Annotated in this window: 30 protein-coding genes, 4 tRNA genes and 1 rRNA gene; all 35 read left to right on the forward strand. The window is 54.6% G+C overall.

What is annotated here, in order from left to right; all coding sequences use genetic code 11:
• Positions 1–97 (forward strand): 5S ribosomal RNA (gene rrf, locus KGB24_RS13595); the annotation flags it as partial.
• A 134-nt stretch (positions 98–231) separates the two neighbouring features.
• Positions 232–1,191 (forward strand): bifunctional biotin--[acetyl-CoA-carboxylase] ligase/biotin operon repressor BirA, encoded by a 960-nt coding sequence (gene birA, locus KGB24_RS13600; RefSeq protein WP_223415616.1) that lies wholly within the window; start codon positions 232–234, stop codon positions 1,189–1,191.
• The gene (locus KGB24_RS13605; protein WP_223415617.1) at positions 1,181–1,930 is read left to right on the forward strand and encodes a pantothenate kinase; all 750 of its coding nucleotides are present in this window, start codon (positions 1,181–1,183) and stop codon (positions 1,928–1,930) included. Before birA ends, KGB24_RS13605 begins: the two co-directional genes overlap by 11 nt.
• Before the next feature lie 7 nt (positions 1,931–1,937).
• The gene (locus KGB24_RS13610) at positions 1,938–2,378 is read left to right on the forward strand and encodes a hypothetical protein (protein WP_008041291.1); all 441 of its coding nucleotides are present in this window, start codon (positions 1,938–1,940) and stop codon (positions 2,376–2,378) included.
• A gap of 142 nt (positions 2,379–2,520) precedes the next feature.
• Positions 2,521–2,605, forward strand: a tRNA-Tyr gene (locus KGB24_RS13615).
• Between the two features lie 24 nt (positions 2,606–2,629).
• Positions 2,630–2,703 (forward strand) — tRNA-Gly (locus KGB24_RS13620).
• A gap of 26 nt (positions 2,704–2,729) precedes the next feature.
• Positions 2,730–2,805: transfer RNA gene (locus tag KGB24_RS13625), tRNA-Thr, on the forward strand.
• A gap of 173 nt (positions 2,806–2,978) precedes the next feature.
• A tRNA-Trp gene (locus KGB24_RS13630) sits at positions 2,979–3,054 on the forward strand.
• Between the two features lie 45 nt (positions 3,055–3,099).
• Entirely contained in the window at positions 3,100–3,468 is a 369-nt protein-coding gene (gene secE, locus KGB24_RS13635; protein ID WP_007896620.1) for a preprotein translocase subunit SecE, read from the forward strand.
• A gap of 9 nt (positions 3,469–3,477) precedes the next feature.
• Entirely contained in the window at positions 3,478–4,011 is a 534-nt protein-coding gene (gene nusG / locus KGB24_RS13640; RefSeq protein WP_007896622.1) for a transcription termination/antitermination protein NusG, read from the forward strand.
• 117 nt (positions 4,012–4,128) lie between these two features.
• On the forward strand, positions 4,129–4,560 hold the full coding sequence (rplK, locus tag KGB24_RS13645) for a 50S ribosomal protein L11 (protein ID WP_008030880.1): 432 nt from the start codon (positions 4,129–4,131) through the stop codon (positions 4,558–4,560).
• The gene (rplA, locus tag KGB24_RS13650) at positions 4,560–5,255 is read left to right on the forward strand and encodes a 50S ribosomal protein L1 (protein ID WP_008030883.1); all 696 of its coding nucleotides are present in this window, start codon (positions 4,560–4,562) and stop codon (positions 5,253–5,255) included. Before rplK ends, rplA begins: the two co-directional genes overlap by 1 nt.
• A gap of 198 nt (positions 5,256–5,453) precedes the next feature.
• Positions 5,454–5,954 carry a 50S ribosomal protein L10 gene (gene rplJ, locus KGB24_RS13655; protein ID WP_008030884.1) on the forward strand — a complete coding sequence of 167 codons (501 nt, stop codon included), beginning with the start codon at positions 5,454–5,456 and terminating at the stop codon, positions 5,952–5,954.
• 75 nt (positions 5,955–6,029) lie between these two features.
• Entirely contained in the window at positions 6,030–6,395 is a 366-nt protein-coding gene (gene rplL / locus KGB24_RS13660; RefSeq protein ID WP_008030886.1) for a 50S ribosomal protein L7/L12, read from the forward strand.
• 220 nt (positions 6,396–6,615) lie between these two features.
• Positions 6,616–10,689 carry a DNA-directed RNA polymerase subunit beta gene (gene rpoB, locus KGB24_RS13665; RefSeq protein WP_008030889.1) on the forward strand — a complete coding sequence of 1,358 codons (4,074 nt, stop codon included), beginning with the start codon at positions 6,616–6,618 and terminating at the stop codon, positions 10,687–10,689.
• Positions 10,690–10,753: 64 nt separating this feature from the next.
• Positions 10,754–14,953 carry a DNA-directed RNA polymerase subunit beta' gene (rpoC, locus tag KGB24_RS13670; protein WP_008030891.1) on the forward strand — a complete coding sequence of 1,400 codons (4,200 nt, stop codon included), beginning with the start codon at positions 10,754–10,756 and terminating at the stop codon, positions 14,951–14,953.
• Positions 14,954–15,168: 215 nt separating this feature from the next.
• Positions 15,169–15,540, forward strand: a complete 372-nt coding sequence (gene rpsL, locus KGB24_RS13675) for a 30S ribosomal protein S12 (protein WP_002555494.1) — start codon at positions 15,169–15,171, stop codon at positions 15,538–15,540.
• Positions 15,541–15,659: 119 nt separating this feature from the next.
• On the forward strand, positions 15,660–16,130 hold the full coding sequence (gene rpsG / locus KGB24_RS13680; RefSeq protein WP_002555493.1) for a 30S ribosomal protein S7: 471 nt from the start codon (positions 15,660–15,662) through the stop codon (positions 16,128–16,130).
• Between the two features lie 30 nt (positions 16,131–16,160).
• Positions 16,161–18,266, forward strand: a complete 2,106-nt coding sequence (gene fusA, locus KGB24_RS13685) for an elongation factor G (RefSeq protein WP_008030893.1) — start codon at positions 16,161–16,163, stop codon at positions 18,264–18,266.
• A 30-nt stretch (positions 18,267–18,296) separates the two neighbouring features.
• Positions 18,297–19,490, forward strand: coding sequence for an elongation factor Tu (gene tuf, locus KGB24_RS13690; RefSeq protein WP_008030895.1), 1,194 nt, complete (start codon positions 18,297–18,299; stop codon positions 19,488–19,490).
• A 156-nt stretch (positions 19,491–19,646) separates the two neighbouring features.
• Entirely contained in the window at positions 19,647–19,958 is a 312-nt protein-coding gene (rpsJ, locus tag KGB24_RS13695) for a 30S ribosomal protein S10 (protein ID WP_003186070.1), read from the forward strand.
• A gap of 80 nt (positions 19,959–20,038) precedes the next feature.
• On the forward strand, positions 20,039–20,674 hold the full coding sequence (rplC, locus tag KGB24_RS13700) for a 50S ribosomal protein L3 (protein WP_003186059.1): 636 nt from the start codon (positions 20,039–20,041) through the stop codon (positions 20,672–20,674).
• Positions 20,675–20,686: 12 nt separating this feature from the next.
• On the forward strand, positions 20,687–21,289 hold the full coding sequence (rplD, locus tag KGB24_RS13705; protein WP_003228735.1) for a 50S ribosomal protein L4: 603 nt from the start codon (positions 20,687–20,689) through the stop codon (positions 21,287–21,289).
• The gene (rplW, locus tag KGB24_RS13710) at positions 21,286–21,585 is read left to right on the forward strand and encodes a 50S ribosomal protein L23 (RefSeq protein WP_002555488.1); all 300 of its coding nucleotides are present in this window, start codon (positions 21,286–21,288) and stop codon (positions 21,583–21,585) included. Before rplD ends, rplW begins: the two co-directional genes overlap by 4 nt.
• 14 nt (positions 21,586–21,599) lie before the next feature.
• Positions 21,600–22,424 carry a 50S ribosomal protein L2 gene (gene rplB / locus KGB24_RS13715; protein WP_008030897.1) on the forward strand — a complete coding sequence of 275 codons (825 nt, stop codon included), beginning with the start codon at positions 21,600–21,602 and terminating at the stop codon, positions 22,422–22,424.
• A 16-nt stretch (positions 22,425–22,440) separates the two neighbouring features.
• Positions 22,441–22,716 carry a 30S ribosomal protein S19 gene (gene rpsS, locus KGB24_RS13720; RefSeq protein ID WP_002555486.1) on the forward strand — a complete coding sequence of 92 codons (276 nt, stop codon included), beginning with the start codon at positions 22,441–22,443 and terminating at the stop codon, positions 22,714–22,716.
• Positions 22,717–22,727: 11 nt separating this feature from the next.
• Positions 22,728–23,060, forward strand: coding sequence for a 50S ribosomal protein L22 (gene rplV, locus KGB24_RS13725; RefSeq protein ID WP_003103908.1), 333 nt, complete (start codon positions 22,728–22,730; stop codon positions 23,058–23,060).
• 13 nt (positions 23,061–23,073) lie between these two features.
• Positions 23,074–23,760: a 30S ribosomal protein S3 gene (rpsC, locus tag KGB24_RS13730; protein ID WP_003176422.1), complete on the forward strand. Its 687-nt coding sequence runs from the start codon at positions 23,074–23,076 to the stop codon at positions 23,758–23,760.
• 12 nt (positions 23,761–23,772) lie between these two features.
• Positions 23,773–24,186, forward strand: coding sequence for a 50S ribosomal protein L16 (gene rplP / locus KGB24_RS13735; protein ID WP_008030899.1), 414 nt, complete (start codon positions 23,773–23,775; stop codon positions 24,184–24,186).
• Positions 24,186–24,377, forward strand: a complete 192-nt coding sequence (rpmC, locus tag KGB24_RS13740; RefSeq protein ID WP_008030901.1) for a 50S ribosomal protein L29 — start codon at positions 24,186–24,188, stop codon at positions 24,375–24,377. The genes rplP and rpmC overlap by 1 nt, the downstream gene beginning before the upstream one ends.
• Positions 24,378–24,379: 2 nt before the next feature.
• A complete protein-coding gene (gene rpsQ / locus KGB24_RS13745; RefSeq protein ID WP_003176419.1) occupies positions 24,380–24,646 on the forward strand; it encodes a 30S ribosomal protein S17 in 267 nt (88 codons plus the stop codon).
• A gap of 23 nt (positions 24,647–24,669) precedes the next feature.
• Positions 24,670–25,038, forward strand: coding sequence for a 50S ribosomal protein L14 (gene rplN / locus KGB24_RS13750; RefSeq protein WP_002555479.1), 369 nt, complete (start codon positions 24,670–24,672; stop codon positions 25,036–25,038).
• 11 nt (positions 25,039–25,049) lie between these two features.
• Entirely contained in the window at positions 25,050–25,364 is a 315-nt protein-coding gene (rplX, locus tag KGB24_RS13755; RefSeq protein ID WP_003176416.1) for a 50S ribosomal protein L24, read from the forward strand.
• Positions 25,365–25,386: 22 nt separating this feature from the next.
• Positions 25,387–25,926 carry a 50S ribosomal protein L5 gene (rplE, locus tag KGB24_RS13760; protein ID WP_003176415.1) on the forward strand — a complete coding sequence of 180 codons (540 nt, stop codon included), beginning with the start codon at positions 25,387–25,389 and terminating at the stop codon, positions 25,924–25,926.
• 13 nt (positions 25,927–25,939) lie between these two features.
• Entirely contained in the window at positions 25,940–26,245 is a 306-nt protein-coding gene (gene rpsN / locus KGB24_RS13765; RefSeq protein ID WP_003176414.1) for a 30S ribosomal protein S14, read from the forward strand.
• Positions 26,246–26,420: the final 175 nt, after the last annotated feature.

Raw genomic sequence — 26,420 nt, forward strand, 5'->3', positions numbered from 1 at the left:
TGGAACCACCTGATCCCATCCCGAACTCAGCAGTGAAACGATGCATCGCCGATGGTAGTGTGGGGTTTCCCCATGTGAGAGTAGGTCATCGTCAAGATTAAATTCCGAAACCCCAATTGCGAAAGCAGTTGGGGTTTTGTTTTGTCCGCAAGAAAATCTGCCCGGTACGGTTTCTATGCAACGGCTCAAGGCATGGCTATCATGCGGGCCTCATTGTGAGGCGGGACTTGCATGCTGACGTTGTTAAAGCTTCTTAAGGATGGCCGATTCCATTCAGGTCAGGCCCTGGGCACCGCTTTAGGTGTCAGTCGGAGTGCTGTGTGGAAGCAGCTTCAGCTTCTCGAGGCTGAGCTTGGCTTGTCCATCCACAAGGTGCGGGGGCGTGGTTATCAATTGGCCTCGCCGTTGACACTGCTCGACTCTGTCGCAATAGCAGAGCAGGCGCCTTCTTGTGATTGGCCCATTCTGGTTTTCGATTCAATTGACTCCACTAACGCCGAGGCGCTGCGTGCAATAGAGCGCGGTCAGGTAGCGCCATTTCTTGTGCTCGCCGAGCGGCAGACGTCCGGCCGTGGGCGCCGTGGGCGTAAGTGGGCGAGTCCTTTCGCGGAAAATATCTATTACAGTCTGGTGTTGCGTATTGAGGGTGGCATGCGCCAGTTGGAAGGCTTGAGTCTTGTTGTTGGACTTGCTGTCTTGCAAACCTTGCGAGCGCTGGGCGTATCAGATGCAGGTTTGAAATGGCCCAACGATGTTCTGGTTGGTCAAAAAAAACTCGCGGGGATACTGCTTGAGTTGGTAGGTGATCCTGCTGATGTGTGCCATGTGGTTCTGGGTGTCGGGATCAATGTGAACATGCAGGTGACCGACGAGGTTGATCAGCAGTGGACGTCCTTGCGGCTTGAGTCAGGACGGACATTCGATCGCAATCACTTGGTCGCGCAGTTGGGGCAGATGCTCCAGGTTTATTTGAGTCGACATCAAGTCGGCGGATTTTCCGCTATCCAGGCAGAGTGGGAGCAGAATCATCTGTGGCAGGGGCGGACGGTGTCGTTGATCGCCGGAGTTAACCATATAGATGGCGAGGTACTGGGTATTGATAGTCAGGGTGCTCTGCGCTTGAAGGTGGGCGGTGTGGAAAAAGTCTTTAGTGGTGGTGAGCTCAGCTTGAGGTTGCGTGATGATTCTTGAGCTCGACTGCGGAAACAGTTTTATCAAGTGGCGAGTGCTTGAAGCTGATGCTCGCCAGACGGTTGGCGAGGGTGTCGTCGACTCCAATCTTGCATTGCTGGAGAGCTTGAGCGCGCTGAAGGGGCTCGCCCTCAGGTTTTGCCGATTGGTCAGTGTCCGAACGGCAGAAGAGACCGGTGCATTGATTACTCTGCTGACCGGCACTTTTGGAGTGTCAGTAGTTTGCGCTGCGCCCGCTCGCGAAATGTCGGGGGTTCGCAATGGCTACGAGGAATTCGAACGCTTGGGGCTCGACCGCTGGCTGGCGATGCTTGGGGGGTTCCAATTAGCGTCGGGTGCATGCCTGGTGCTTGATTTTGGTACTGCTGTCACTGCAGATTTCGTCGCCGGTGATGGAGAGCATCTCGGGGGGTTTATTTGTCCGGGAATGCCATTGATGCGAAATCAATTGCGCACCCATACCCGTAAAATTCGTTATGGGGATCTGGCGGCTGAGCGCGCCATGGAGAGCCTCGTTCCAGGTCGCACAACCGTCGAAGCGGTTGAGCGGGGGTGCTCGTTGATGCTTAGAGGCTTTGTTCTGACCCAGCTGGAGCTTGCGCGTAGCTACTGGGGGGCGGATTTCTCCGTGTTTCTGACCGGTGGGGATGCCGGGTTGGTTTCTGAGATTGTGCCAGAGGCTAGAGTGGTTCCGGACCTGGTATTTGTGGGTTTGGCTATGGCATGTCCTTTGTCCTGAGGTTCTTATGCGTTGGTTGTTTCTGCTGCTGCTTGTTCTGAATGTGTTCTATTACATCTGGCACCAACAAGAGGCTCCTCTGCGCGCGAAGGATGTCACTCCTCTCAGTTTGTATAGGGGAGGGCAGCAGGATATTCGCTTGTTGAGCGAGGCGGCTGATCCGGTCCTTGATAAGGGGAAGGCTGCTCTGCCGGACAATAGCTGTTTGTACTTGGGTGGTTTTGTTCGTCAAGAAGCGGTTCAGGCAGTTGAGCGACGCTTGAATGGCATGGAAATCAAGTATCAGCTCCTGCCAAAGGATCATCTTGAATTCGCGGGTTATTGGGTTCGGATCGCCCCTGAAAGCCGGCGTTGGCTAGGTGAGGTTCAGCTGCAAAACCTTTCTAGAGAATTCAATGAGTTAAAACATAAAATAATGCCGTGTGAGGGGGTTGCACCGGCTGAATAGTTTGAATAGAATGGCGCCCGCTTCGCAGTGAACGCCTTTAACGGCAAGCACAACGAAACGACGTCAACGCAGCTAACCTCAGGTTTTTAATGAGAAAATGCTTGACAGAAGGCTGGCATGATATAGAATGCCGGCTCGCTTAGGAGGGGTTCCCGAGCGGCCAAAGGGATCAGACTGTAAATCTGACGTCTACGACTTCGAAGGTTCGAATCCTTCCCCCTCCACCATTTTTAGCGAGAGCTGCAAGCCTCGCGGGTATAGTTTAGTGGTAGAACCTCAGCCTTCCAAGCTGATGATGCGGGTTCGATTCCCGCTACCCGCTCCAAGTTTGCAGGTCCTGCAAAGTGTTACGCTCTTGTAGCTCAGTTGGTAGAGCACACCCTTGGTAAGGGTGAGGTCAGCGGTTCAAATCCGCTCAAGAGCTCCATATAACAAGGCAGATATGAAAATATCTGCCTTTGTTTTAAGGGTTGCGATCAGGCCTTGTTGTTTTTTGTTGGCTGGTTGCGCGGGTGGCTTTGGACTTAAGGTCGAGGCTGTCGAGTAAGGTGTTGTAATGTCTTTTTCGGGTCGGCATAATGGTCGGCCTGATTTTGTTTTAGGTCAGTAGCTCAATTGGCAGAGCGACGGTCTCCAAAACCGTAGGTTGGGGGTTCGATTCCCTCCTGACCTGCCAGATTCACTTGGTGTGTCTGGCTTTCTTTTCACAGGATCTTCATAGATGACTCCTAAAGCTGAAGCTCAAGGCTCTCGCTTCGATCTGCTCAAGTGGCTAGTAGTAGTCGCTTTGGTGGTTGTTGGCGTTGTTGGTAATCAGTATTACTCTGCTTCGCCGATCCTGTACCGCGTACTTGCATTGCTTGTCATCGCTGCTGTGGCTGCCTTCGTAGGTCTGCAAACAGTCAAGGGCAAGTCTTTCTTTGTACTGGTTAAGGAAGCTCGCACCGAGATTCGTAAAGTCGTATGGCCAACTCGCCAAGAAACCACGCAGACCACGTTGATCGTTGTCGCTGTTGTGTTGGTTATGGCGTTGCTGTTGTGGGGGCTTGATTCCCTGCTCGGCTGGCTTGTTTCCTTGATTGTCGGCTAAGGGTGTCCCGTGGCTAAGCGTTGGTACGTTGTGCATGCTTACTCCGGTTACGAGAAGCATGTCATGCGCTCGTTGGTAGAGCGCGTAAAGCTGGCTGGCATGGAAGATGGCTTTGGCGAAATTCTGGTTCCCACTGAAGAAGTGGTTGAAATGCGTAATGGCCAGAAGCGCAAAAGCGAGCGTAAGTTCTTCCCAGGTTATGTGCTGGTTCAGATGGACATGAACGAGGGTACTTGGCACTTGGTCAAGGATACTCCTCGGGTGATGGGTTTCATCGGCGGTACCGCTGATAAGCCTGCACCAATCACAGACAAAGAGGCAGAAGCGATTCTGCGTCGTGTCGCTGATGGTAGCGATAAGCCTAAGCCGAAGACGTTGTTCGAGCCTGGTGAGTCGGTGCGTGTCAACGACGGGCCGTTTGCCGACTTTACCGGCACGGTTGAAGAAGTTAACTACGAAAAGAGCCGGATCCAAGTGGCAGTGCTCATTTTCGGTCGCTCTACTCCGGTAGAGCTAGAGTTCAGCCAGGTCGAAAAAGTCTAGCTGAGCAAGCATCCCAACCCCGCAGCCCCAGGCTGTGGGGTTTTGTCGTCACTGGGATAAACGCGCAAGTAACCGGGGAGCCTTTCGAGGCGTTCGAACCCGTAATTGGAGTGCCTCATGGCCAAGAAGATTACCGCTTACATCAAGCTGCAAGTGAAGGCCGCTCAGGCTAACCCAAGCCCACCTGTTGGTCCTGCTCTGGGTCAGCACGGCGTGAACATCATGGAATTCTGCAAGGCTTTCAACGCCCGTACTCAGGGTATTGAGCCAGGTCTGCCGACTCCAGTGATCATCACTGTCTACAGCGACCGTAGCTTCACTTTCGAAACCAAATCCACCCCTGCTTCGGTTCTGCTGAAGAAGGCGGCTGGTCTGACTAGCGGTTCCGCTCGTCCGAACACCGTTAAGGTTGGCACTGTGACTCGTGCTCAGCTGGAAGAAATCGCGAAAGTTAAAAACGCGGATCTGACTGCAGCTGATATGGAAGCAGCCGTGCGTACCATCGCCGGTTCTGCTCGTAGCATGGGCCTTAACGTGGAGGGTGTGTAATGGCTAAGTTGACCAAGCGTCAAAAGGCTATCGCCGGCAAAATCGAAGCAGGCAAGTCCTACAACTTTGTAGACGCTGCTTCTCTGCTGGCTGAGCTGTCGACTGTCAAGTTCAGCGAGTCGTTCGACGTTGCTGTGAACCTGGGTGTTGACCCGCGTAAATCCGACCAGGTCGTTCGTAGCGCTACTGTGCTGCCGCACGGCACTGGCAAGACTGTTCGCGTTGCTGTGTTCACCCAGGGTCCAGCTGCTGAGGCCGCTCTGGCTGCCGGCGCTGACCGTGTAGGTATGGACGACCTGGCTGCCGAAATGAAAGGCGGCGACCTGAACTATGACGTAGTTATCGCATCCCCGGATGCAATGCGCGTTGTAGGTCAGTTGGGTCAGATCCTCGGTCCACGTGGCCTGATGCCTAACCCTAAAGTCGGCACCGTAACTCCAGACGTAGCTACCGCGGTTAAAAACGCCAAGGCTGGTCAGGTTCGTTATCGCACCGACAAAAACGGCATCATCCACACTTCCGTTGGCAAGATTGGCTTCGACGCCGTCAAGCTGAAGGAAAACGTTGAAGCCCTGATCGCTGATCTGAAGCGTATCAAGCCAGCTTCCTCGAAAGGCATTTACGTCAAGCGCGTTACCCTGAGCACCACTATGGGCCCAGGTCTGGTCATCGACCAAAGCTCGCTCGACGCGTAAGACACAGGTTGGCGTAAGCGATTGCGCCAATTGAAAGATTGGGGTCCCTGCCTGGCGGGGGCTATCCAAGACCGTAGGCGACGCAAGTCTTAAACCTCAAGCCTACGCAGATGGTGCTCCCGGTTCCTTACCGAATCAGACACCAAAACGACATCCGGCTCCGGTTGGATGAAACGGTAACAAGCAGGAGTTAAACCCGTGGCAATTAAACTCGAAGACAAGAAGGCCATCGTCGCTGAAGTCAACGAGGCTGCCAAAGTCGCTCTGTCCGCTGTCGTGGCTGATGCCCGTGGCGTAACAGTAGGCGCAATGACCGGACTCCGTAAAGAGGCTCGTGAAGCTGGCGTTTACGTACGTGTTGTACGTAACACCCTGCTCAAGCGCGCCGTTGCCGACACTGAATACAGTGTTCTCAACGACGTGTTCACCGGCCCTACCTTGATTGCATTCTCCAAAGAACATCCGGGCGCTGCTGCTCGTATCTTCAAAGAGTTCGCAAAAGGTCAGGATAAGTTCGAGATCAAGGCAGCTGCGTTCGAGGGCAAGTTCCTCGCAGCTAATCAGATCGACGTACTGGCAACCCTGCCGACCCGTAACGAAGCTATTTCTCAGCTGATGAGCGTGATTCAAGGCGCTACCAGCAAGTTGGCTCGTACTCTGGCGGCAGTTCGCGACCAAAAAGAAGCTGCCGCAGCCTAAGGCTCGTCTCCTTCTCGCGTTTTTTGTTTATTTCGATGGTCGCGTAGGCCGTCCCCAATATCAGGAATTAGATTCATGTCTATCTCTCAGAACGATATCCTTGAAGCAGTTGGCAACATGTCCGTAATGGAAGTTGTTGAGCTGATCAAAGCTTTCGAAGAAAAATTCGGCGTTACCGCTGCTGCTGCATCGGCTGGTCCAGCTGCTGCTGCCGCTGTTGTTGAAGAGCAAACTGAATTCAACGTCATGCTGACCGAAGCTGGCGAGAAGAAAGTTAACGTGATCAAGGCTGTACGTGAACTGACCGGTCTGGGCCTGAAAGAAGCCAAGGCTGTAGTTGACGGCGCTCCTGCCATGGTTCTGGAAGCTGTTGCCAAAGACGCAGCTGACAAAGCCAAAGCAGTACTGGAAGAAGCAGGCGCTAAAGTCGAGCTGAAGTAAGCATCGACTTTGCTCCTCCAGCCCGAGCGTTAAGCGAAAGGCTGATGGCTGGTGGCTCTTGCCACCGGCCTTTTTCCGTTATTGGCAGCCGACTGGGTCGGTGCTGATAACGAGTTGTAACCACCCGATGCGGTGGCGCAAACCATGGGGTTTGCACGATTTTCTGGCTGCTCCCGTCGGGAGGGGCCAAACAAGCAGGTGACCAAGCTGGGGAACGCTGATGGCTTACTCATATACTGAGAAAAAACGTATCCGCAAGGACTTTAGCAAGTTGCCGGACGTCATGGATGTGCCGTACCTCCTGGCCATCCAGCTGGATTCGTATCGTGAATTCTTGCAAGCGGGAGCGACTAAAGATCAGTTCCGCGACGTGGGCCTGCATGCGGCCTTCAAATCCGTTTTCCCGATCATCAGCTACTCCGGCAATGCTGCGCTGGAGTACGTCGGTTATCGCCTGGGCGAACCGGCATTTGATGTCAAAGAATGCGTATTGCGCGGTGTAACTTACGCCGTACCTTTGCGGGTAAAAGTGCGCCTGATCATTTTCGACAAAGAATCGTCGAACAAAGCGATCAAGGACATCAAAGAGCAAGAAGTCTACATGGGTGAAATCCCCCTGATGACTGAGAACGGTACCTTCGTAATCAACGGTACCGAGCGTGTAATCGTTTCCCAGCTGCACCGTTCCCCGGGCGTGTTCTTCGACCACGACCGTGGCAAGACGCACAGCTCCGGCAAACTGCTGTACTCCGCGCGCATCATTCCTTACCGCGGTTCGTGGTTGGACTTCGAGTTCGATCCGAAAGACTGCGTGTTCGTGCGTATCGACCGTCGTCGCAAGCTGCCTGCATCGGTACTGCTGCGCGCGCTCGGCTATACCACTGAAGAAGTGCTCGACGCGTTCTACACCACCAACGTCTTCCACGTGCAAGGTGAAAACCTCAGCCTGGAACTGGTGCCTCAGCGCCTGCGTGGTGAAATTGCTGTCCTGGATATCCTGGATGACAAAGGCAAGGTTATTGTCGAGCAAGGTCGTCGTATCACCGCTCGCCACATCAACCAGCTGGAAAAAGCCGGGATCAAAGAGCTGCAAGTGCCTCTGGACTACGTCCTGGGTCGCACTACCGCCAAGGTCATCGTGCATCCGGCAACCGGCGAAATCCTGGCAGAGTGCAACACCGAGCTGAACACCGAGATCCTGGCAAAAATCGCCAAGGCTCAGGTTGTCCGCATCGAAACTCTGTACACCAACGATATCGACTGCGGTCCGTTCGTCTCCGACACCCTGAAGATCGACTCCACCAGCAACCAATTGGAAGCGCTGGTCGAGATCTATCGCATGATGCGTCCAGGCGAGCCGCCAACCAAAGACGCTGCCGAGACTCTGTTCAACAACCTGTTCTTCAGCCCTGAGCGCTATGACCTGTCTGCGGTCGGCCGGATGAAGTTCAACCGTCGTATCGGTCGTACCGAGATCGAAGGTTCGGGCGTGTTGTGCAAAGAAGACATCGTCGCGGTTCTGAAGACTCTGGTCGACATCCGTAACGGTAAAGGCATCGTCGATGACATCGACCACCTGGGTAACCGTCGTGTTCGCTGCGTAGGCGAAATGGCCGAGAACCAGTTCCGCGTTGGCCTGGTACGTGTTGAGCGTGCGGTCAAAGAGCGTCTGTCGATGGCTGAAAGCGAAGGCCTGATGCCGCAAGACCTGATCAACGCCAAGCCAGTGGCTGCGGCGGTGAAAGAGTTCTTCGGTTCCAGCCAGCTCTCCCAGTTCATGGACCAGAACAACCCGCTGTCCGAGATCACCCACAAGCGTCGTGTGTCTGCACTCGGCCCTGGCGGTTTGACTCGTGAGCGTGCCGGCTTTGAAGTTCGTGACGTACACCCGACTCACTACGGTCGTGTATGCCCGATCGAAACGCCGGAAGGTCCGAACATCGGTCTGATCAACTCCCTGGCCGCCTATGCGCGCACCAACCAGTACGGCTTCCTCGAAAGCCCGTACCGTGTGGTGAAAGATGCTCTGGTCACCGACGAGATCGTGTTCCTGTCCGCCATCGAAGAAGCTGATCATGTGATCGCTCAGGCTTCGGCCACGATGAACGACAAGAAAGTCCTGATCGACGAGCTGGTTGCTGTTCGTCACTTGAACGAGTTCACCGTCAAGGCGCCGGAAGACGTCACCTTGATGGACGTATCGCCGAAGCAGGTAGTTTCGGTTGCAGCGTCGCTGATCCCGTTCCTCGAGCACGACGACGCCAACCGTGCGTTGATGGGTTCGAACATGCAGCGTCAAGCTGTACCAACCCTGCGCGCTGACAAGCCGCTGGTCGGTACCGGCATGGAGCGTAACGTAGCTCGTGACTCCGGCGTTTGCGTCGTGGCTCGTCGTGGTGGCGTTATCGATTCCGTGGACGCCAGCCGTATCGTGGTTCGTGTTGCTGATGACGAAGTTGAAACCGGCGAAGCTGGTGTCGACATCTACAACCTGACCAAATACACCCGCTCTAACCAGAACACCTGCATCAACCAGCGTCCGCTGGTGCGTAAAGGTGATCGGGTCCAGCGCAGCGACATCATGGCCGACGGTCCGTCCACCGACATGGGTGAGCTGGCTCTGGGTCAGAACATGCGCATCGCGTTCATGGCATGGAACGGCTTCAACTTCGAAGACTCCATCTGCCTGTCCGAGCGTGTTGTTCAGGAAGATCGCTTCACCACGATCCACATTCAGGAACTGACCTGTGTGGCACGTGACACCAAGCTTGGGCCTGAGGAAATCACTGCGGACATCCCTAACGTGGGTGAAGCTGCACTGAACAAACTGGACGAAGCCGGTATCGTTTACGTAGGTGCTGAAGTTGGCGCAGGCGACATTCTGGTCGGTAAGGTCACTCCGAAAGGCGAGACTCAACTGACTCCGGAAGAGAAGCTGCTGCGTGCCATCTTCGGTGAAAAAGCCAGCGACGTTAAAGACACCTCCCTGCGCGTACCTACCGGTACCAAGGGTACTGTCATCGACGTACAGGTCTTCACCCGCGACGGCGTTGAGCGTGATGCTCGTGCACTGTCGATCGAGAAGACTCAGCTCGACGAGATCCGCAAGGATCTGAACGAAGAGTTCCGTATCGTTGAAGGCGCCACTTTCGAACGTCTGCGTTCCGCTCTGGTCGGCCATAAAGCCGAAGGCGGCGCCGGTCTGAAGAAAGGTCAGGACATCACCGACGAAGTTCTCGACGGTCTTGAGCATGGTCAGTGGTTCAAACTGCGCATGGCTGAAGATGCTCTGAACGAGCAGCTCGAGAAGGCTCAGGCCTACATCGTTGATCGCCGCCGTCTGCTGGACGACAAGTTCGAAGACAAGAAGCGCAAACTGCAGCAGGGCGATGACCTGGCTCCAGGCGTGCTGAAAATCGTCAAGGTTTACCTGGCAATCCGTCGCCGCATCCAGCCGGGCGACAAGATGGCCGGTCGTCACGGTAACAAAGGTGTGGTCTCCGTGATCATGCCGGTTGAAGACATGCCGCACGATGCCAATGGCACCCCGGTCGACGTCGTCCTCAACCCGTTGGGCGTACCTTCGCGTATGAACGTTGGTCAGATCCTTGAAACCCACCTGGGCCTCGCGGCTAAAGGTCTGGGCGAGAAGATCAACCGGATGATCGAAGAGCAGCGCAAAGTCGCCGAGCTTCGCAAGTTCCTGCACGAGATCTACAACGAGATCGGCGGTCGCAACGAAGATCTGGATAGCTTCTCTGATCAGGAAATCCTGGATCTGGCGAAGAACCTGCGTGGCGGCGTTCCAATGGCCACTCCAGTGTTCGACGGCGCCAAGGAAAGCGAAATCAAGGCCATGCTGAAACTGGCAGACCTGCCAGAAAGCGGCCAGATGCAGCTGACCGACGGCCGTACCGGCAACAAGTTCGAGCGCCCGGTTACTGTTGGCTACATGTACATGCTGAAGCTGAACCACTTGGTAGACGACAAGATGCACGCTCGTTCTACCGGTTCGTACAGCCTGGTTACCCAGCAGCCGCTGGGTGGTAAGGCACAGTTCGGTGGTCAGCGTTTCGGGGAGATGGAGGTCTGGGCACTGGAAGCATACGGTGCCGCTTACACTCTGCAAGAAATGCTCACAGTGAAGTCGGACGATGTGAACGGCCGTACCAAGATGTACAAAAACATCGTGGATGGCGATCACCGTATGGAGCCGGGCATGCCCGAGTCCTTCAACGTGTTGATCAAGGAAATTCGTTCCCTCGGCATCGATATCGATCTGGAAACCGAATAACACGTGACGCGAATCGAGAGCGGGGCAGGATTGCCCGCTCTCTGCTCCGCCAGGAGGAAAGGCCTTGAAAGACCTACTGAATTTGCTGAAAAACCAGGGTCAAGTCGAAGAGTTCGACGCCATCCGTATTGGATTGGCATCGCCTGAGATGATCCGTTCGTGGTCGTTCGGTGAAGTTAAAAAGCCGGAAACCATCAACTACCGTACGTTCAAACCTGAGCGTGACGGCCTGTTCTGCGCCAAGATCTTTGGCCCGGTAAAGGATTACGAGTGCCTGTGCGGTAAGTACAAGCGCTTGAAGCACCGTGGTGTGATCTGCGAGAAGTGCGGCGTTGAAGTCGCGCTGGCTAAAGTTCGTCGTGAGCGCATGGCGCACATCGAACTGGCCTCGCCAGTTGCCCACATCTGGTTCCTGAAATCGCTGCCGTCGCGTATCGGCTTGCTGATGGACATGACCCTGCGTGATATCGAACGCGTTCTCTATTTCGAGAGCTATGTCGTTATCGATCCAGGCATGACCACCCTTGAAAAAGGTCAGCTGCTGAACGATGAGCAGTACTTCGAAGCGCTGGAAGAGTTCGGCGACGATTTCGATGCCCGCATGGGTGCCGAAGCTGTCCGCGAACTGCTGCACGCTATCGACCTGGAACACGAGATTGGCCGTCTGCGTGAAGAAATTCCGCAAACCAACTCCGAAACCAAAATCAAGAAGCTGTCCAAGCGTCTGAAGTTGATGGAAGCCTTCCAGGGTTCCGGCAACCTTCCAGAATGGATGGTGCTGACCGTTCTGCCGGTTCTGCCGCCAGATCTGCGTCCGCTGGTCCCGCTGGATGGCGGTCGCTTCGCGACTTCCGACCTCAACGATCTGTATCGTCGAGTGATCAACCGTAACAACCGCTTGAAGCGTTTGCTCGATCTGTCCGCTCCGGACATCATCGTGCGCAACGAAAAGCGTATGTTGCAGGAAGCTGTCGATGCACTGCTCGACAACGGTCGTCGTGGTCGCGCTATCACCGGTTCTAACAAGCGTCCTCTGAAATCCTTGGCTGACATGATCAAGGGTAAGCAAGGTCGTTTCCGTCAGAACTTGCTCGGTAAGCGTGTTGACTACTCGGGTCGTTCGGTAATTACCGTAGGTCCGACCCTGCGTCTGCACCAGTGCGGTCTGCCGAAGAAAATGGCTCTCGAGCTGTTCAAGCCGTTCATTTTCGGCAAGCTGGAAATGCGTGGTCTTGCTACCACCATCAAAGCTGCGAAGAAGATGGTTGAGCGCGAGCTGCCGGAAGTTTGGGACGTTCTCGCTGAAGTTATCCGCGAACACCCAGTGCTTCTCAACCGTGCACCGACCCTTCACCGTCTAGGTATCCAGGCGTTTGAACCAGTTCTGATCGAAGGTAAGGCTATCCAGCTGCACCCTCTGGTCTGTGCTGCGTACAACGCCGACTTCGACGGCGACCAAATGGCCGTGCACGTACCGCTGACACTGGAAGCCCAGTTGGAAGCGCGTGCGTTGATGATGTCGACCAACAACATTCTGTCGCCAGCCAACGGTGAGCCAATCATCGTTCCGTCGCAGGACGTTGTATTGGGTCTGTACTACATGACTCGTGAAGCGATCAACGCCAAGGGCGAAGGTCGTGTGTTCGCGGATCTGCAGGAAGTTGACCGTGTGTTCCGTGCCGGCGAAGCCGCACTGCACGCAAAAGTCAAAGTCCGGATCAACGAAACCGTCAACGACCGTGATGGCGGCAGCGTGACCAACACCCGTATCGTCGACACCACTGTCGGCCGTGCGCTGTTGTTCCAGGTTGTACCAAAAGGTCTGTCGTACGACGTCGTCAACCTGCCGATGAAGAAAAAGGCGATCTCCAAGCTGATCAACCAGTGCTACCGCGTGGTTGGTTTGAAAGAGACCGTGATCTTCGCTGACCAGTTGATGTACACCGGTTTTGCCTATTCGACTATTTCCGGCGTTTCCATCGGTGTTAACGACTTCGTTATCCCGGATGAAAAAGCCCGCATCATCGGTGCTGCTACCGACGAAGTGAAAGAGATCGAAAGTCAGTACGCCTCCGGCCTGGTAACCCAGGGCGAGAAGTACAACAAAGTGATCGACCTTTGGTCCAAGGCGAACGACGAAGTTTCCAAGGCGATGATGGCCAACCTCTCGAAAGAGAAAGTCATCGACCGTCATGGCGTCGAAGTCGACCAAGAGTCCTTCAACTCGATGTACATGATGGCCGACTCGGGCGCACGGGGTTCTGCTGCGCAGATCCGTCAGCTCGCCGGTATGCGTGGCCTGATGGCCAAGCCGGACGGTTCCATCATCGAAACGCCGATTACTGCGAACTTCCGTGAAGGTTTGAGCGTACTTCAGTACTTCATCTCGACTCACGGTGCTCGTAAAGGTTTGGCGGATACCGCGTTGAAAACTGCGAACTCCGGTTACCTGACTCGTCGTCTGGTAGACGTGGCGCAGGATCTGGTTGTGACCGAGATCGATTGCGGCACCGAACATGGCCTGGTAATGACTCCGCACATTGAAGGCGGTGACGTTGTTGAGCCGTTGGGTGAGCGCGTATTGGGTCGTGTCATTGCCCGTGACGTATTCAAGCCAGGTACCGAGGAAGTTATCGTTCCTGCCGGCACTCTGGTAGACGAGAAGTGGGTCGAGTTCATCGAGCTGAACAGCATCGACGAAGTGATCGTGCGTTCGCCGATCAGCTGCGAAACCCGCTATGGCATTTGCGCCAAGTGCTACGGCCGTGACTTGGCTCGTGGTCACCAGGTGAACATCGGTGAAGCGGTCGGCGTTATCGCTGCCCAGTCCATCGGTGAGCCGGGTACCCAGCTGACCATGCGTACGTTCCACATCGGTGGTGCGGCAAGCCGGACCTCCGCAGCTGACAGCGTTCAGGTGAAGAATGGCGGTACCGTCCGTCTGCACAACCTGAAGCATGTTGAGCGAGTGGATGGTTGCCTGGTTGCTGTGTCCCGTTCCGGTGAGCTGGCAATCGCTGATGACTTCGGTCGTGAGCGCGAGCGTTACAAGCTGCCGTACGGTGCTGTGATTTCGGTTAAAGAAGGTGACAAGGTCGACGCTGGCGCAATCGTGGCCAAGTGGGATCCGCACACTCACCCAATCGTTACCGAAATGAAAGGTACCGTGACCTACGTGGGCATGGAAGAAGGCATCACGATCAAGCGTCAGACTGACGAATTGACCGGTATGACCAACATTGAAGTTCTCGACGCCAAAGACCGTCCAGCTGCCGGTAAAGATATCCGTCCTGCTGTGAAGATGGTTGATGACAACGGCAAGGATCTGTTGCTGCCAGGCACTGACGTTATCGCTCAGTACTTCCTGCCAGCCAACGCCCTGGTCGGTGTTGCGGACGGTGCGAAAATCGCGATCGGTGATGTTATCGCTCGTATTCCGCAAGAGACTTCGAAGACCCGTGACATCACCGGTGGTCTGCCGCGTGTTGCCGACTTGTTCGAAGCCCGTCGTCCGAAAGAAGCCTCGATTCTGGCTGAAGTCAGCGGCACCATCGCGTTCGGTAAAGAGACCAAAGGCAAGCGCCGTCTGGTCATCACTCCGAACGACGGTAGCGATCCGTACGAAGAGCTGATTCCGAAGTGGCGTCACCTGAACGTCTTCGAAGGCGAACAGGTAAACCGCGGCGAAGTTATCTCCGACGGCCCGAGCGATCCACACGACATCCTGCGTCTGCTGGGTGTAAGTGCGCTGGCCAAGTACATCGTGAACGAGATCCAGGACGTTTACCGTCTGCAAGGCGTGAAGATCAACGACAAGCACATCGAGACCATCCTGCGTCAGATGTTGCGTAAAGTTGAAATCGCTGAATCCGGCGATTCCAGTTTCATCAAGGGCGACCAGATGGAATTGACTCACGTACTGGTAGAGAACGAGCGCCTGGCGAACGACGAGAAATTCGTTTCCAAGTTCACTCGCGTGCTGCTGGGTATCACCAAGGCGTCGTTGTCCACCGAATCGTTCATCTCGGCGGCTTCCTTCCAGGAAACCACTCGCGTACTGACCGAAGCGGCGGTAACCGGCAAGCGCGATTACCTGCGCGGCCTGAAAGAAAACGTGGTCGTGGGTCGTCTGATCCCGGCTGGTACCGGTCTGGCTTATCACAGCGAGCGTAAACGCCGTCGTGATGCTGACAAACCGTTGCGCGTAAGCGCCAGTGAAGTGGAAGCTGCACTGACCGAAGCGCTGAACTCGAGCGGTAACTGAGTTCTGCGATAAATGAGCCAAGGCCCTGATCGTTCCGTTCATCGAATCAAGACATTTTGTCGAGGTTGGATAAACGGGAAGGTCGGGGCCTTGTCTTGACTGGGGGCAAGATCCTCTTTAGACTCTTGTACCCCTAAATTTGGCGGGAATTCGTTCCTGCCATTTTGCTTTTCTTGCAAGACAATAGCGTCGCAAGACAACAGTGGAGCTAGTAGATGGCAACTATCAACCAGCTGGTACGTCAGCCGCGTAAGCGTATCGTCGAGAAATCCGACGTGCCTGCGCTGCAGAACTGCCCGCAACGTCGTGGCGTATGCACCCGTGTGTATACCACCACGCCGAAAAAACCTAACTCGGCACTGCGTAAAGTATGCCGTGTGCGTCTGACCAACGGTTTCGAGGTTTCCTCGTACATCGGCGGTGAAGGCCACAACCTGCAAGAGCACAGCGTGGTACTGATCCGCGGCGGTCGTGTAAAAGACTTGCCAGGTGTTCGTTACCACACCGTTCGCGGCTCTTTGGATACTTCCGGCGTTAAAGGTCGTAACCAAGGTCGTTCGAAGTACGGTACCAAGAAGCCTAAGTAGTAGTGGCTTTTTGTAAAAACTGAATCATCTATTTTTCTGAGTCGATAAGAGTAAGGTCGGAGGCGTCCCGAAAGGGCACCGATTCCGAGCGAACCTGAAGACCGTTTGAGGGCTTATCCATGCCAAGAAGACGCGTAGCAGCCAAGCGCGAAGTGCTTGACGATCCAAAATACGGAAGCCAAATCCTGGCCAAGTTCATGAACCACGTGATGGAAAGCGGCAAGAAAGCCGTTGCCGAGCGTATCGTTTATGGCGCGCTGGAAAAGGTTAAAGAACGCAAGAACAGCGACCCCCTGGAAATCTTCGAGAAAGCTCTCGACGCCATCGCTCCGCTGGTCGAAGTAAAGTCGCGCCGTGTAGGCGGTGCTACTTACCAGGTTCCGGTCGAAGTTCGTCCGTCCCGTCGTAACGCTCTGGCAATGCGCTGGTTGGTAGACTTCGCCCGTAAGCGCGGCGAGAAGTCTATGGCTCTGCGTTTGGCTGGCGAACTGTTGGACGCTGCTGAAGGCAAAGGTGCTGCAGTTAAGAAGCGTGAAGACGTGCACCGTATGGCTGAAGCCAACAAGGCTTTCTCGCACTACCGCTTCTAATTTTAGCGTCACTAATTTTGCGAGGGCTTTATGGCTCGTACTACACCGATTAATCGCTACCGTAACATTGGTATCGTTGCTCACGTGGATGCTGGTAAAACCACCACCACCGAGCGCGTCCTTTTTTACACTGGCAAAAGTCACAAAATGGGCGAGGTGCATGACGGCGCCGCGACCACAGACTGGATGGTGCAGGAGCAGGAGCGTGGTATTACCATTACTTCTGCTGCTATTACCGCCTTCTGGCAGGGTTCCGAGAAGCAGCACAAAGATCAGTATCGCTTCAACGTCATCGACACCCCGGGCCACGTTGACTTCACTATTGAAGTTGAACGTTCCCTGCGTGTTCTCGACGGCGCGGTCGTTGTGTTCTGCGGTACCTCGGGTGTTGAGCCTCAGTCGGAAACCGTATGGCGTCAGGCCAACAAGTACGGCGTTCCACGTCTTGTTTACGTAAACAAGATGGACCGTGCTGGTGCAAACTTCCTGCGCGTGATCGGTCAGATCAAGCAGCGTCTGGGTCACACTCCGGTGCCAATTCAGTTGGCTATCGGTTCCGAAGACAACTTCCAGGGTCAGATCGATCTGATGTCCATGGAAGCTGTTTACTGGAATGACGCTGACAAAGGCATGACTCCACGTCGCGAGCCTATCCCTGCTGAATTGCAGGAATTGGCTGACGAGTGGCGCAGCAACATGATTGAAGCTGCGGCCGAAGCCAGCGAAGAGCTGATGAACAAGTACCTCGAAGGTGAAGAACTCACCAACGCGGAAATCAAGGCCGCTCTGCGTCAGCGTACTATTGCTGGCGAGATCGTTCTGGCTGTTTGCGGTTCTTCCTTCAAGAACAAGGGCGTTCCCCTGGTTCTCGACGCCGTTATCGACTACCTGCCTGCTCCTACCGACATTCCTGCCATCAAGGGTACTGACCCGGATGACGAGACCAAGGAAATGGAGCGTCACGCAGACGACAGCGAGCCGTTCTCGGCTCTGGCGTTCAAGATCGCTACCGACCCATTCGTGGGTACCTTGACCTTTGTTCGAGTTTACTCGGGCGTGTTGGCCTCCGGCGACGGCGTGATCAACTCGGTTAAAGGCAAGAAAGAGCGTGTGGGTCGTATGGTGCAAATGCACGCAAACGCCCGCGAAGAGATCAAGGAAGTTCGCGCTGGTGACATCGCGGCCTTGATCGGCATGAAGGACGTCACCACTGGTGAGACTTTGTGCAACGCTGATAAGCCAATCATCCTGGTTCGCATGGACTTCCCGGAGCCGGTTATTTCGGTTGCCGTAGAGCCTAAGACCAAGGACGACCAGGAAAAAATGGGTATCGCTCTGGGCAAACTTGCTCAGGAAGACCCGTCTTTCCGCGTCAAGACTGATGAAGAGACTGGTCAAACGATCATCTCCGGCATGGGCGAGTTGCACCTGGACATCCTGGTTGACCGGATGCGCCGTGAGTTCAACGTCGAAGCCAACATCGGTAAGCCTCAAGTTTCGTACCGTGAGCGCATCACGAAGAGCTGCGAAATCGAAGGCAAGTTCGTTCGTCAGTCCGGCGGTCGTGGCCAGTTCGGTCATTGCTGGATTCGCTTTGCTCCTGCTGACGAAGGTCAGGAAGGTCTGCAATTCCTGAACGAAGTAGTGGGTGGTGTGGTTCCTAAGGAATACATCCCGGCTATCCAGAAGGGTATCGAAGAGCAGATGAAGAACGGCGTTGTTGCCGGCTATCCGCTGATCGGCCTGAAGGCTACCGTGTTTGATGGTTCCTACCATGACGTCGACTCGAACGAGATGGCGTTTAAGGTGGCTGCTTCCATGGCGACCAAGCAACTGGCCCAGAAGGGCGGTGGTGAGTTGCTTGAGCCGATCATGGCTGTAGAGGTTGTTACACCTGAAGACTATATGGGTGACGTGATGGGCGACCTTAACCGTCGTCGCGGCATGATCCTGGGTATGGAAGATACGGTTTCCGGTAAAGTAATTCGTGCCGAGGTTCCGTTGGGCGAGATGTTCGGTTATGCGACCGACGTTCGTTCCATGTCCCAAGGTCGCGCAAGCTACTCTATGGAATTCAAAAAATACAATACAGCTCCGTCGCACATCGTCGAAACTGTAACCAAAAAACAAGGCTGATTCAGTCCTTTAGGCTAGGAGTTAATTGTCGTGGCTAAAGAAAAATTTGATCGTTCCCTTCCGCACGTCAACGTTGGCACCATCGGTCACGTTGACCACGGTAAAACCACTCTGACTGCTGCTCTGACTCGCGTCTGCTCCGAAGTTTTCGGTTCGGCTCGTGTTGACTTCGACAAGATCGACAGCGCACCAGAAGAGAAAGCTCGTGGTATCACCATCAACACCGCGCACGTTGAATACAACTCGCTGATCCGTCACTACGCTCACGTTGACTGCCCAGGTCACGCTGACTATGTGAAGAACATGATCACCGGTGCTGCTCAGATGGACGGCGCTATCCTGGTTTGCTCGGCCGCTGATGGTCCGATGCCACAAACCCGTGAGCACATCCTGCTGTCCCGTCAGGTAGGCGTTCCGTACATCGTGGTTTTCCTGAACAAGGCTGACCTGGTAGACGACGCAGAGCTGCTGGAACTGGTTGAGATGGAAGTTCGCGACCTGCTCAGCACTTACGACTTCCCAGGTGACGACACTCCGATCATCATCGGTTCTGCTCGTATGGCTCTGGAAGGCAACGACGAAAACGAAATGGGCACCACTGCCGTTCGTAAACTGGTTGAAACTCTGGACAGCTACATCCCAGAGCCAGTTCGTCTGACCGACAAGCCGTTCCTGATGCCAATCGAAGACGTATTCTCGATCTCGGGTCGTGGTACTGTTGTGACTGGTCGTATCGAGCGCGGTATCGTTCGCGTTCAGGATCCACTGGAAATCGTTGGTCTGCGTGACACCACCGTCACCACCTGCACCGGTGTTGAAATGTTCCGCAAGCTGCTCGACGAAGGTCGTGCTGGCGAGAACTGCGGCGTTCTGCTGCGTGGTACCAAGCGTGACGACGTTGAGCGTGGCCAGGTTCTGGTTAAGCCGGGTTCGGTTAAGCCGCACACCAAGTTCACCGCAGAAGTTTACGTTCTGAGCAAGGAAGAAGGCGGTCGTCATACTCCGTTCTTCAAAGGCTACCGTCCACAGTTCTACTTCCGTACTACTGACGTGACTGGTAACTGCGAGCTGCCAGAAGGCGTTGAAATGGTAATGCCAGGTGACAACATTCAGATGACTGTTACCCTGATCAAAACCATCGCAATGGAAGACGGTCTGCGTTTCGCTATCCGTGAAGGCGGTCGTACCGTCGGCGCTGGCGTCGTAGCCAAAATCATCGAGTAAGCTCTTTTTGAGTAAGCTTTGATGAGTTGAAAAAGCCCCCGCTTAGCGGGGGCTTTTTTATTGGGTTGACACCTATCTGGGGCGTCTATAGAATTGCGCCTCCTTTTAACGGGCGTATTGCGCCCGGTGGGAATAGCAGCCGGAGTCTGAAATCCAATGCAAAATCAGCAAATCCGTATCAGGTTGAAGGCTTTTGACCATCGCCTGATCGACCAATCCACCCAGGAAATCGTGGAAACCGCGAAACGTACTGGTGCTCAAGTGCGTGGTCCAATTCCACTGCCTACCCGTAAAGAGCGGTTCACCGTTCTGGTCTCCCCGCACGTCAACAAAGACGCGCGTGACCAGTACGAGATCCGTACTCATAAGCGCGTTCTGGACATCGTCCAGCCAACGGATAAAACCGTTGATGCTCTTATGAAGCTTGATCTTGCGGCCGGTGTGGAAGTGCAGATCAGCCTCGGCTAAGACTCGGTCTTAGTCGTGTAACGCTCTGAAATGGGCGGCCATAGCGGGTGAAAGCCCCGTACACTCATGAGGTTTACAACATGACTATTGGTGTAGTCGGTCGTAAATGCGGTATGACCCGTATTTTCACCGAAGAAGGTGTCTCCATTCCGGTCACGGTCATTGAGATCGAGCCGAATCGCGTCACCCAGTTCAAAACTGAAGAGACCGATGGCTATCGTGCAGTGCAAGTCACTGTAGGCGAGCGTCGTGCTTCGCGTGTTACAGCTGCTCAGGCTGGCCACTTCGCTAAAGCGAACGTTGCCGCTGGTCGTACCGTAATGGAATTCCGTCTTGAAGAAGGCGAGTACCAGGCCGGCGATCTGATCAACGCTGAAATCTTCGCCGCTGGTCAACTGGTTGATGTAACCGGTCAGTCCAAAGGTAAAGGCTTCCAGGGTACGATCAAGCGTTGGAACTTCCGCGGGCAAGATAATACCCACGGTAACTCCGTGTCCCACCGCGTTCCAGGCTCTATCGGCCAGTGCCAGACTCCTGGTCGTGTATTCAAGGGCAAAAAAATGTCCGGTCATATGGGCGCTGAGCGCGTGACCGTGCAGTCCCTCGAAGTAGTGCGCGTGGACGCTGAACGCAATCTGTTGTTGGTCAAGGGCGCTGTTCCTGGCGCTACTGGCGGCAACTTGGTTGTACGTCCAGCAGCCAAGGCTCGCGGTTAAGGGGAAGCTGACATGCAATTAAATGTAAATGACGCTCAAGCGATCGAAGTTTCCGAACTGACATTTGGCGGCGAATTCAACGAGACGCTGGTTCACCAAGCAGTCGTGGCCTACATGGCCGGCGGCCGTCAAGGTAGCAAGCAGCAAAAGACCCGTTCCGACGTTCGTGGTGGCGGTAAGCGCCCATGGCGTCAGAAAGGTACTGGCCGTGCTCGTGCCGGTACTATCCGTAGCCCAATCTGGCGTGGCGGCGGTACCACTTTCGCAGCTCGTCCTCAGGATCACTCCCAGAAGCTGAACAAGAAGATGTATCGCGCAGCAATGCGTTCCATCCTTGCTGAGCTGGTGCGTACTGATCGTCTGGTCGTGGTTCAGGATTTCGCAGTTGAAACTCCGAAAACCAAAGACCTGCTGGGCAAGCTGAACAACATGAGCCTGACCGACGTTCTGATCGTGTCGGACGCTGTTGATCAGAACCTGTACCTGGCTGCTCGCAACCTGCCGCACGTAGATGTACGTGATGTGCAAGGTTCCGATCCAGTTAGTCTGATCGCATACGACAAGGTGTTGATCACCGTGTCGGCCGTGAAGAAATTCGAGGAGCTGCTGGGATGAACCAGGAACGCGTATTTAAAGTTCTGCTTGGCCCGCACGTTTCCGAGAAGGCTACGGTTCTGGCAGACAAGAAAGGTCAGTTCGTTTTCAAGGTTGCTACTGATGCAACCAAGCTGGAAATCAAGAAGGCCGTCGAAAGCCTGTTCAGCGTGAAAGTAGAGCGTGTTACTACCCTGAATGTTCTGGGTAAGAGCAAGCGTACTGCTCGCGGTCTGGGCAAGCGTAATGACTGGAAGAAGGCAGTTATCTCCCTTCAGCCAGGCCAAGATCTCGATTTCAGCAGCAGTGCTGAGTAAGGAAGGGGTGCATCATGGCAATCGTTAAATGCAAACCGACTTCCCCTGGCCGCCGTCATGTGGTCAAGGTGGTCAACCAGGAGCTGCATAAAGGCGCTCCTCACGCACCGCTGCTCGAGAAGAAATCGAAGTCTGGTGGTCGTAACAACAATGGTCGTATTACCACTCGTCACATCGGTGGTGGCCATAAGCAGCATTATCGTCTGGTCGATTTCCGTCGCAATGACAAAGATGGCATTCCAGCCACTGTCGAGCGTATCGAATACGATCCAAACCGTACTGCTCACATTGCTCTTATGTTGTACGCAGACGGCGAACGCCGTTACATCATCGCCCCTAAAGGCGTGAACGCTGGTGACCAGCTGATTTCGGGTGCTTTGGCTCCGATCAAGCCGGGCAACCAGTTGCAACTGCGCAGCATTCCAGTTGGTAGTACCGTACACGGCATCGAATTGAAGCCAGGTAAAGGCGCGCAAATCGCTCGTTCCGCTGGTGCTTCGGCTCAGCTGATCGCTCGTGAAGGTGTCTATGTGACCCTGCGTCTGCGTTCTGGTGAGATGCGTAAAGTGCTGGCTGAATGCCGCGCGACCCTGGGCGAAGTCTCGAACTCCGAGCACAGCCTGCGTTCGCTGGGTAAAGCTGGTGCCAAACGCTGGCGTGGCGTTCGCCCAACCGTTCGTGGTGTTGCCATGAACCCGGTTGACCACCCACATGGTGGTGGTGAAGGTCGTACCTCTGGTGGTCGTCATCCGGTATCGCCATGGGGCTTCCCGACTAAGGGCGCGAAGACTCGTGGTAATAAGCGTACCGACAAAATGATCGTCCGTCGTCGCAAGTAAATAGAGGGATACGACAGTGCCACGTTCTCTGAAAAAAGGTCCTTTTATCGATCTTCACCTACTGAAGAAGATCGAAGTGGCGGCGGAAAAGAACGATCGCAAACCAGTTAAAACCTGGTCGCGCCGTTCGATGATCCTGCCACAAATGGTCGGTCTGACCATCGCAGTACACAACGGTCGTCAACATGTTCCAGTTCTCGTGAACGAAGACATGGTCGGCCACAAACTGGGCGAGTTCGCCGGTACCCGCACTTATCGTGGGCACGTGGCTGACAAGAAAGCCAAGCGTTAAGGGGTTAGGAAATGGAAGTAGCCGCTAAGTTGTCGGGCGCTCGAATCTCCGCCCAGAAAGCCCGCTTGGTCGCCGACCAGATCCGCGGGAAGAAGGTGGGCGAAGCGCTCAACTTGTTGGCTTTCAGCAGTAAGAAAGCCGCCGAGATCATGAAGAAAGTGCTGGAGTCGGCCGTAGCCAACGCCGAGCATAACGAAGGCGCAGACGTTGATGACCTTAAGGTCAGCACCGTTTTCGTCAACGAAGGGCGTTCGCTGAAGCGCATCATGCCACGTGCCAAAGGCCGTGCTGATCGCATCGTCAAGCGGTCTTGCCATATCACTGTCAAGGTTGCTGACAAGTAACGGAGTCGAAGAGATGGGTCAGAAAGTACATCCCATTGGCATTCGCCTGGGAATCGTCAAGGAGCACACCTCCGTCTGGTACGCAGACGGTCGGACTTATGCGGACTATTTGTTCGCTGATCTGAAGGTGCGTGAGTATCTCCAAGACAAACTAAAAAGCGCGTCCGTAAGCCGTATCGATATCCATCGTCCGGCCCAAACTGCACGTATCACCATCCACACCGCTCGCCCAGGTATCGTTATCGGGAAGAAAGGTGAGGATGTTGAGAAACTGCGTCAGGACCTGACCAAACAAATGGGTGTGCCTGTGCACATCAATATCGAAGAAATCCGCAAGCCGGAACTCGACGGTATGTTGGTTGCGCAGAGCGTAGCTCAGCAGCTGGAGCGTCGCGTAATGTTCCGTCGCGCTATGAAGCGCGCTGTACAGAACGCCATGCGCATTGGTGCCAAAGGCATCAAAATCCAAGTGAGCGGTCGTCTCGGCGGTGCTGAAATCGCACGTACTGAATGGTATCGCGAAGGTCGTGTGCCACTGCACACCCTGCGTGCCGACATCGACTATGCCAACTACGAAGCTCACACCACTTACGGTGTGATCGGTGTAAAGGTTTGGATCTTCAAAGGCGAAGTAATTGGTGGTCGCCAAGAAGAACTGAAACCACAAGCACCAGCGCCTCGTAAAAAAGCTGCTAAGTAAGGGGTACGCCAAATGTTGCAACCAAAGCGTACGAAGTTCCGCAAGCAAATGACTGGTCACAACCGTGGCCTGGCATTGCGCGGTAGCAAAGTCAGCTTCGGCGAGTTCGCGCTGAAGTCTGTAGCTCGTGGTCGTCTCACCGCTCGTCAGATCGAGTCAGCGCGTCGTGCTCTGACCCGTCACGTTAAACGTGGCGGCAAGATCTGGATCCGTGTATTCCCGGACAAGCCTATTTCCAAAAAGCCACTCGAAGTTCGGATGGGTAAAGGTAAGGGTAGTGTGGAGTACTGGGTTGCCCAGATTCAGCCAGGCAAAGTCCTGTATGAAATCGAGGGTGTTTCTGAAGAGCTGGCGCGTGAGGCTTTTGCCCTGGCTGCTGCAAAGCTGCCGCTCGCCACCGCCTTTGTTAAACGGACGGTGATGTGATGAAAGCGAACGAACTTCGTGAAAAAGACGCGCCGCAGCTTAACGAGCAACTGCTCGGCCTGCTGCGCGACCAGTTCAATCTGCGCATGCAGAAAGCAACTGGCCAGTTGGGGCAGTCTCACCTGCTCCGGCAAGTTAAGCGTGACATCGCTCGCGTGAAGACTGTGCTCAAACAGCAGGCAGGTAAGTAATCATGGCTGAAGCCGAAAAAACCGTCCGTACGCTGACTGGCCGTGTTGTCAGCGACAAAATGGACAAGACCATCACCGTTCTGATCGAGCGTCGCGTTAAGCACCCGATCTACGGTAAATACGTTAAGCGTTCGACTAAGCTGCACGCGCACGACGAAACCAATCAGTGCCACATCGGCGACAAAGTCACTATTCGTGAAACTCGTCCTTTGGCCAAGACCAAGTCTTGGGCGCTGGTTGATGTTCTCGAACGCGCTGTGGAAGTCTAAGGACTAGGGGTCGGAGAAATTATATGATTCAGACTCAATCCATGCTCGATGTGGCCGATAACTCTGGCGCTCGCCGTGTTATGTGCATCAAGGTGCTGGGTGGCTCCCATCGTCGTTACGCTGGTATCGGTGACATCATCAAAGTTACCGTGAAGGAAGCAATTCCTCGCGGTAAAGTGAAAAAAGGCCAAGTGATGACTGCTGTTGTAGTCCGCACTCGTCACGGCGTACGTCGTGCTGATGGCTCCATTATCCGCTTTGATGGCAACGCTGCTGTTCTTCTGAACAACAAGCAAGAGCCGATCGGCACCCGTATCTTTGGGCCAGTGACCCGTGAACTTCGTACTGAGAAGTTCATGAAGATCGTCTCGCTCGCCCCAGAAGTGCTGTAAGGAGATCCGACATGCAAAAGATTCGTCGTGACGACGAGATCATCGTGATCGCCGGCAAAGACAAAGGTAAGCGCGGTAAGGTGCTTAAGGTTCTCGCTAATAACCGTCTGGTTATCGGTGGTCTGAACCTGGTCAAGCGTCATACCAAGCCTAACCCGATGTCGGGCGTACAAGGCGGTATCGTCGAGAAAGAAGCTCCACTGGACGCTTCTAACGTAGCCATTTTCAACGGCGAAACCAACAAGGCTGATCGCGTTGGTTTCAAAGTAGAAGACGGCAAGAAAATTCGTGTCTTCAAGTCGACCCAAAAAGCGGTTGATGCTTGAACACTGCTAGGTAGATGAGACCATGGCACGACTAAAAGAGATTTACTGGAAAGAAATCGCACCGAAGCTTAAGGAAGAACTTAAGCTTTCGAACGTGATGGAAGTTCCACGCGTTACCAAAATCACCCTGAACATGGGTCTGGGCGAAGCAGTCGGTGACAAAAAAGTCATCGAGCACGCTGTTGCTGACCTGGAAAAGATCACCGGCCAGAAAGTCGTTGTGACTTACGCTCGGAAATCCATCGCTGGCTTTAAAGTCCGTGAAGGTTGGCCGATCGGCGTCAAAGTGACCCTGCGCCGTGAGCGTATGTACGAGTTCCTGGATCGTCTGCTGTCGATCTCCCTGCCTCGGGTTCGCGACTTCCGCGGCCTGAATGCCAAGTCCTTCGATGGTCGTGGTAACTACAGCATGGGCGTTAAAGAGCAGATCATCTTCCCGGAAATCGACTACGACAAGATCGATGCTCTCCGCGGTCTGGACATTACCCTGACCACCACTGCCAAGAACGATGATGAAGGTCGCGCCCTGTTGCGTGCTTTCAAATTCCCGTTCCGCAACTGATTGGAGTAGGAAAATGGCCAAGATGAGCATGAAAAACCGCGAGCTGAAGCGTCAGCTCACGGTTGCCAAGTACGCCAAAAAGCGTGCAGCACTGAAAGCAATCATCGTTGATCTGAACGCAAGTCCAGAAGCGCGTTGGGAAGCTACAGTAGCTCTGCAAAAGCAGCCACGTGACGCAAGCGCTTCGCGCATGCGTAACCGCTGCCGCCTGACCGGTCGTCCACACGGCGTTTACCGCAAGTTCGGCCTCGGCCGTAACAAACTGCGTGAAGCTGCAATGCGTGGTGACGTACCTGGTCTGGTTAAAGCCAGCTGGTAATCACTATCAAAGTCTCGGCGTCCAGGTTCGCAAGATCCTGACCGCCGGTGACCTTGAACTTGAATCAAGCCCCTTTTGGGGCTTGATTCATTTGTGGGGTGTGTCTAGAATACCCGGCTCGCCTGAGCCCGTGCTTTTTTTGCACGGATGTCCTCGGCGACACGTAGTAGCCGCA

Origin of the sequence: Pseudomonas sp. BF-RE-25, from assembly GCF_019956105.1 — a bacterium.
GTDB lineage: Bacteria > Pseudomonadota > Gammaproteobacteria > Pseudomonadales > Pseudomonadaceae > Aquipseudomonas > Aquipseudomonas migulae.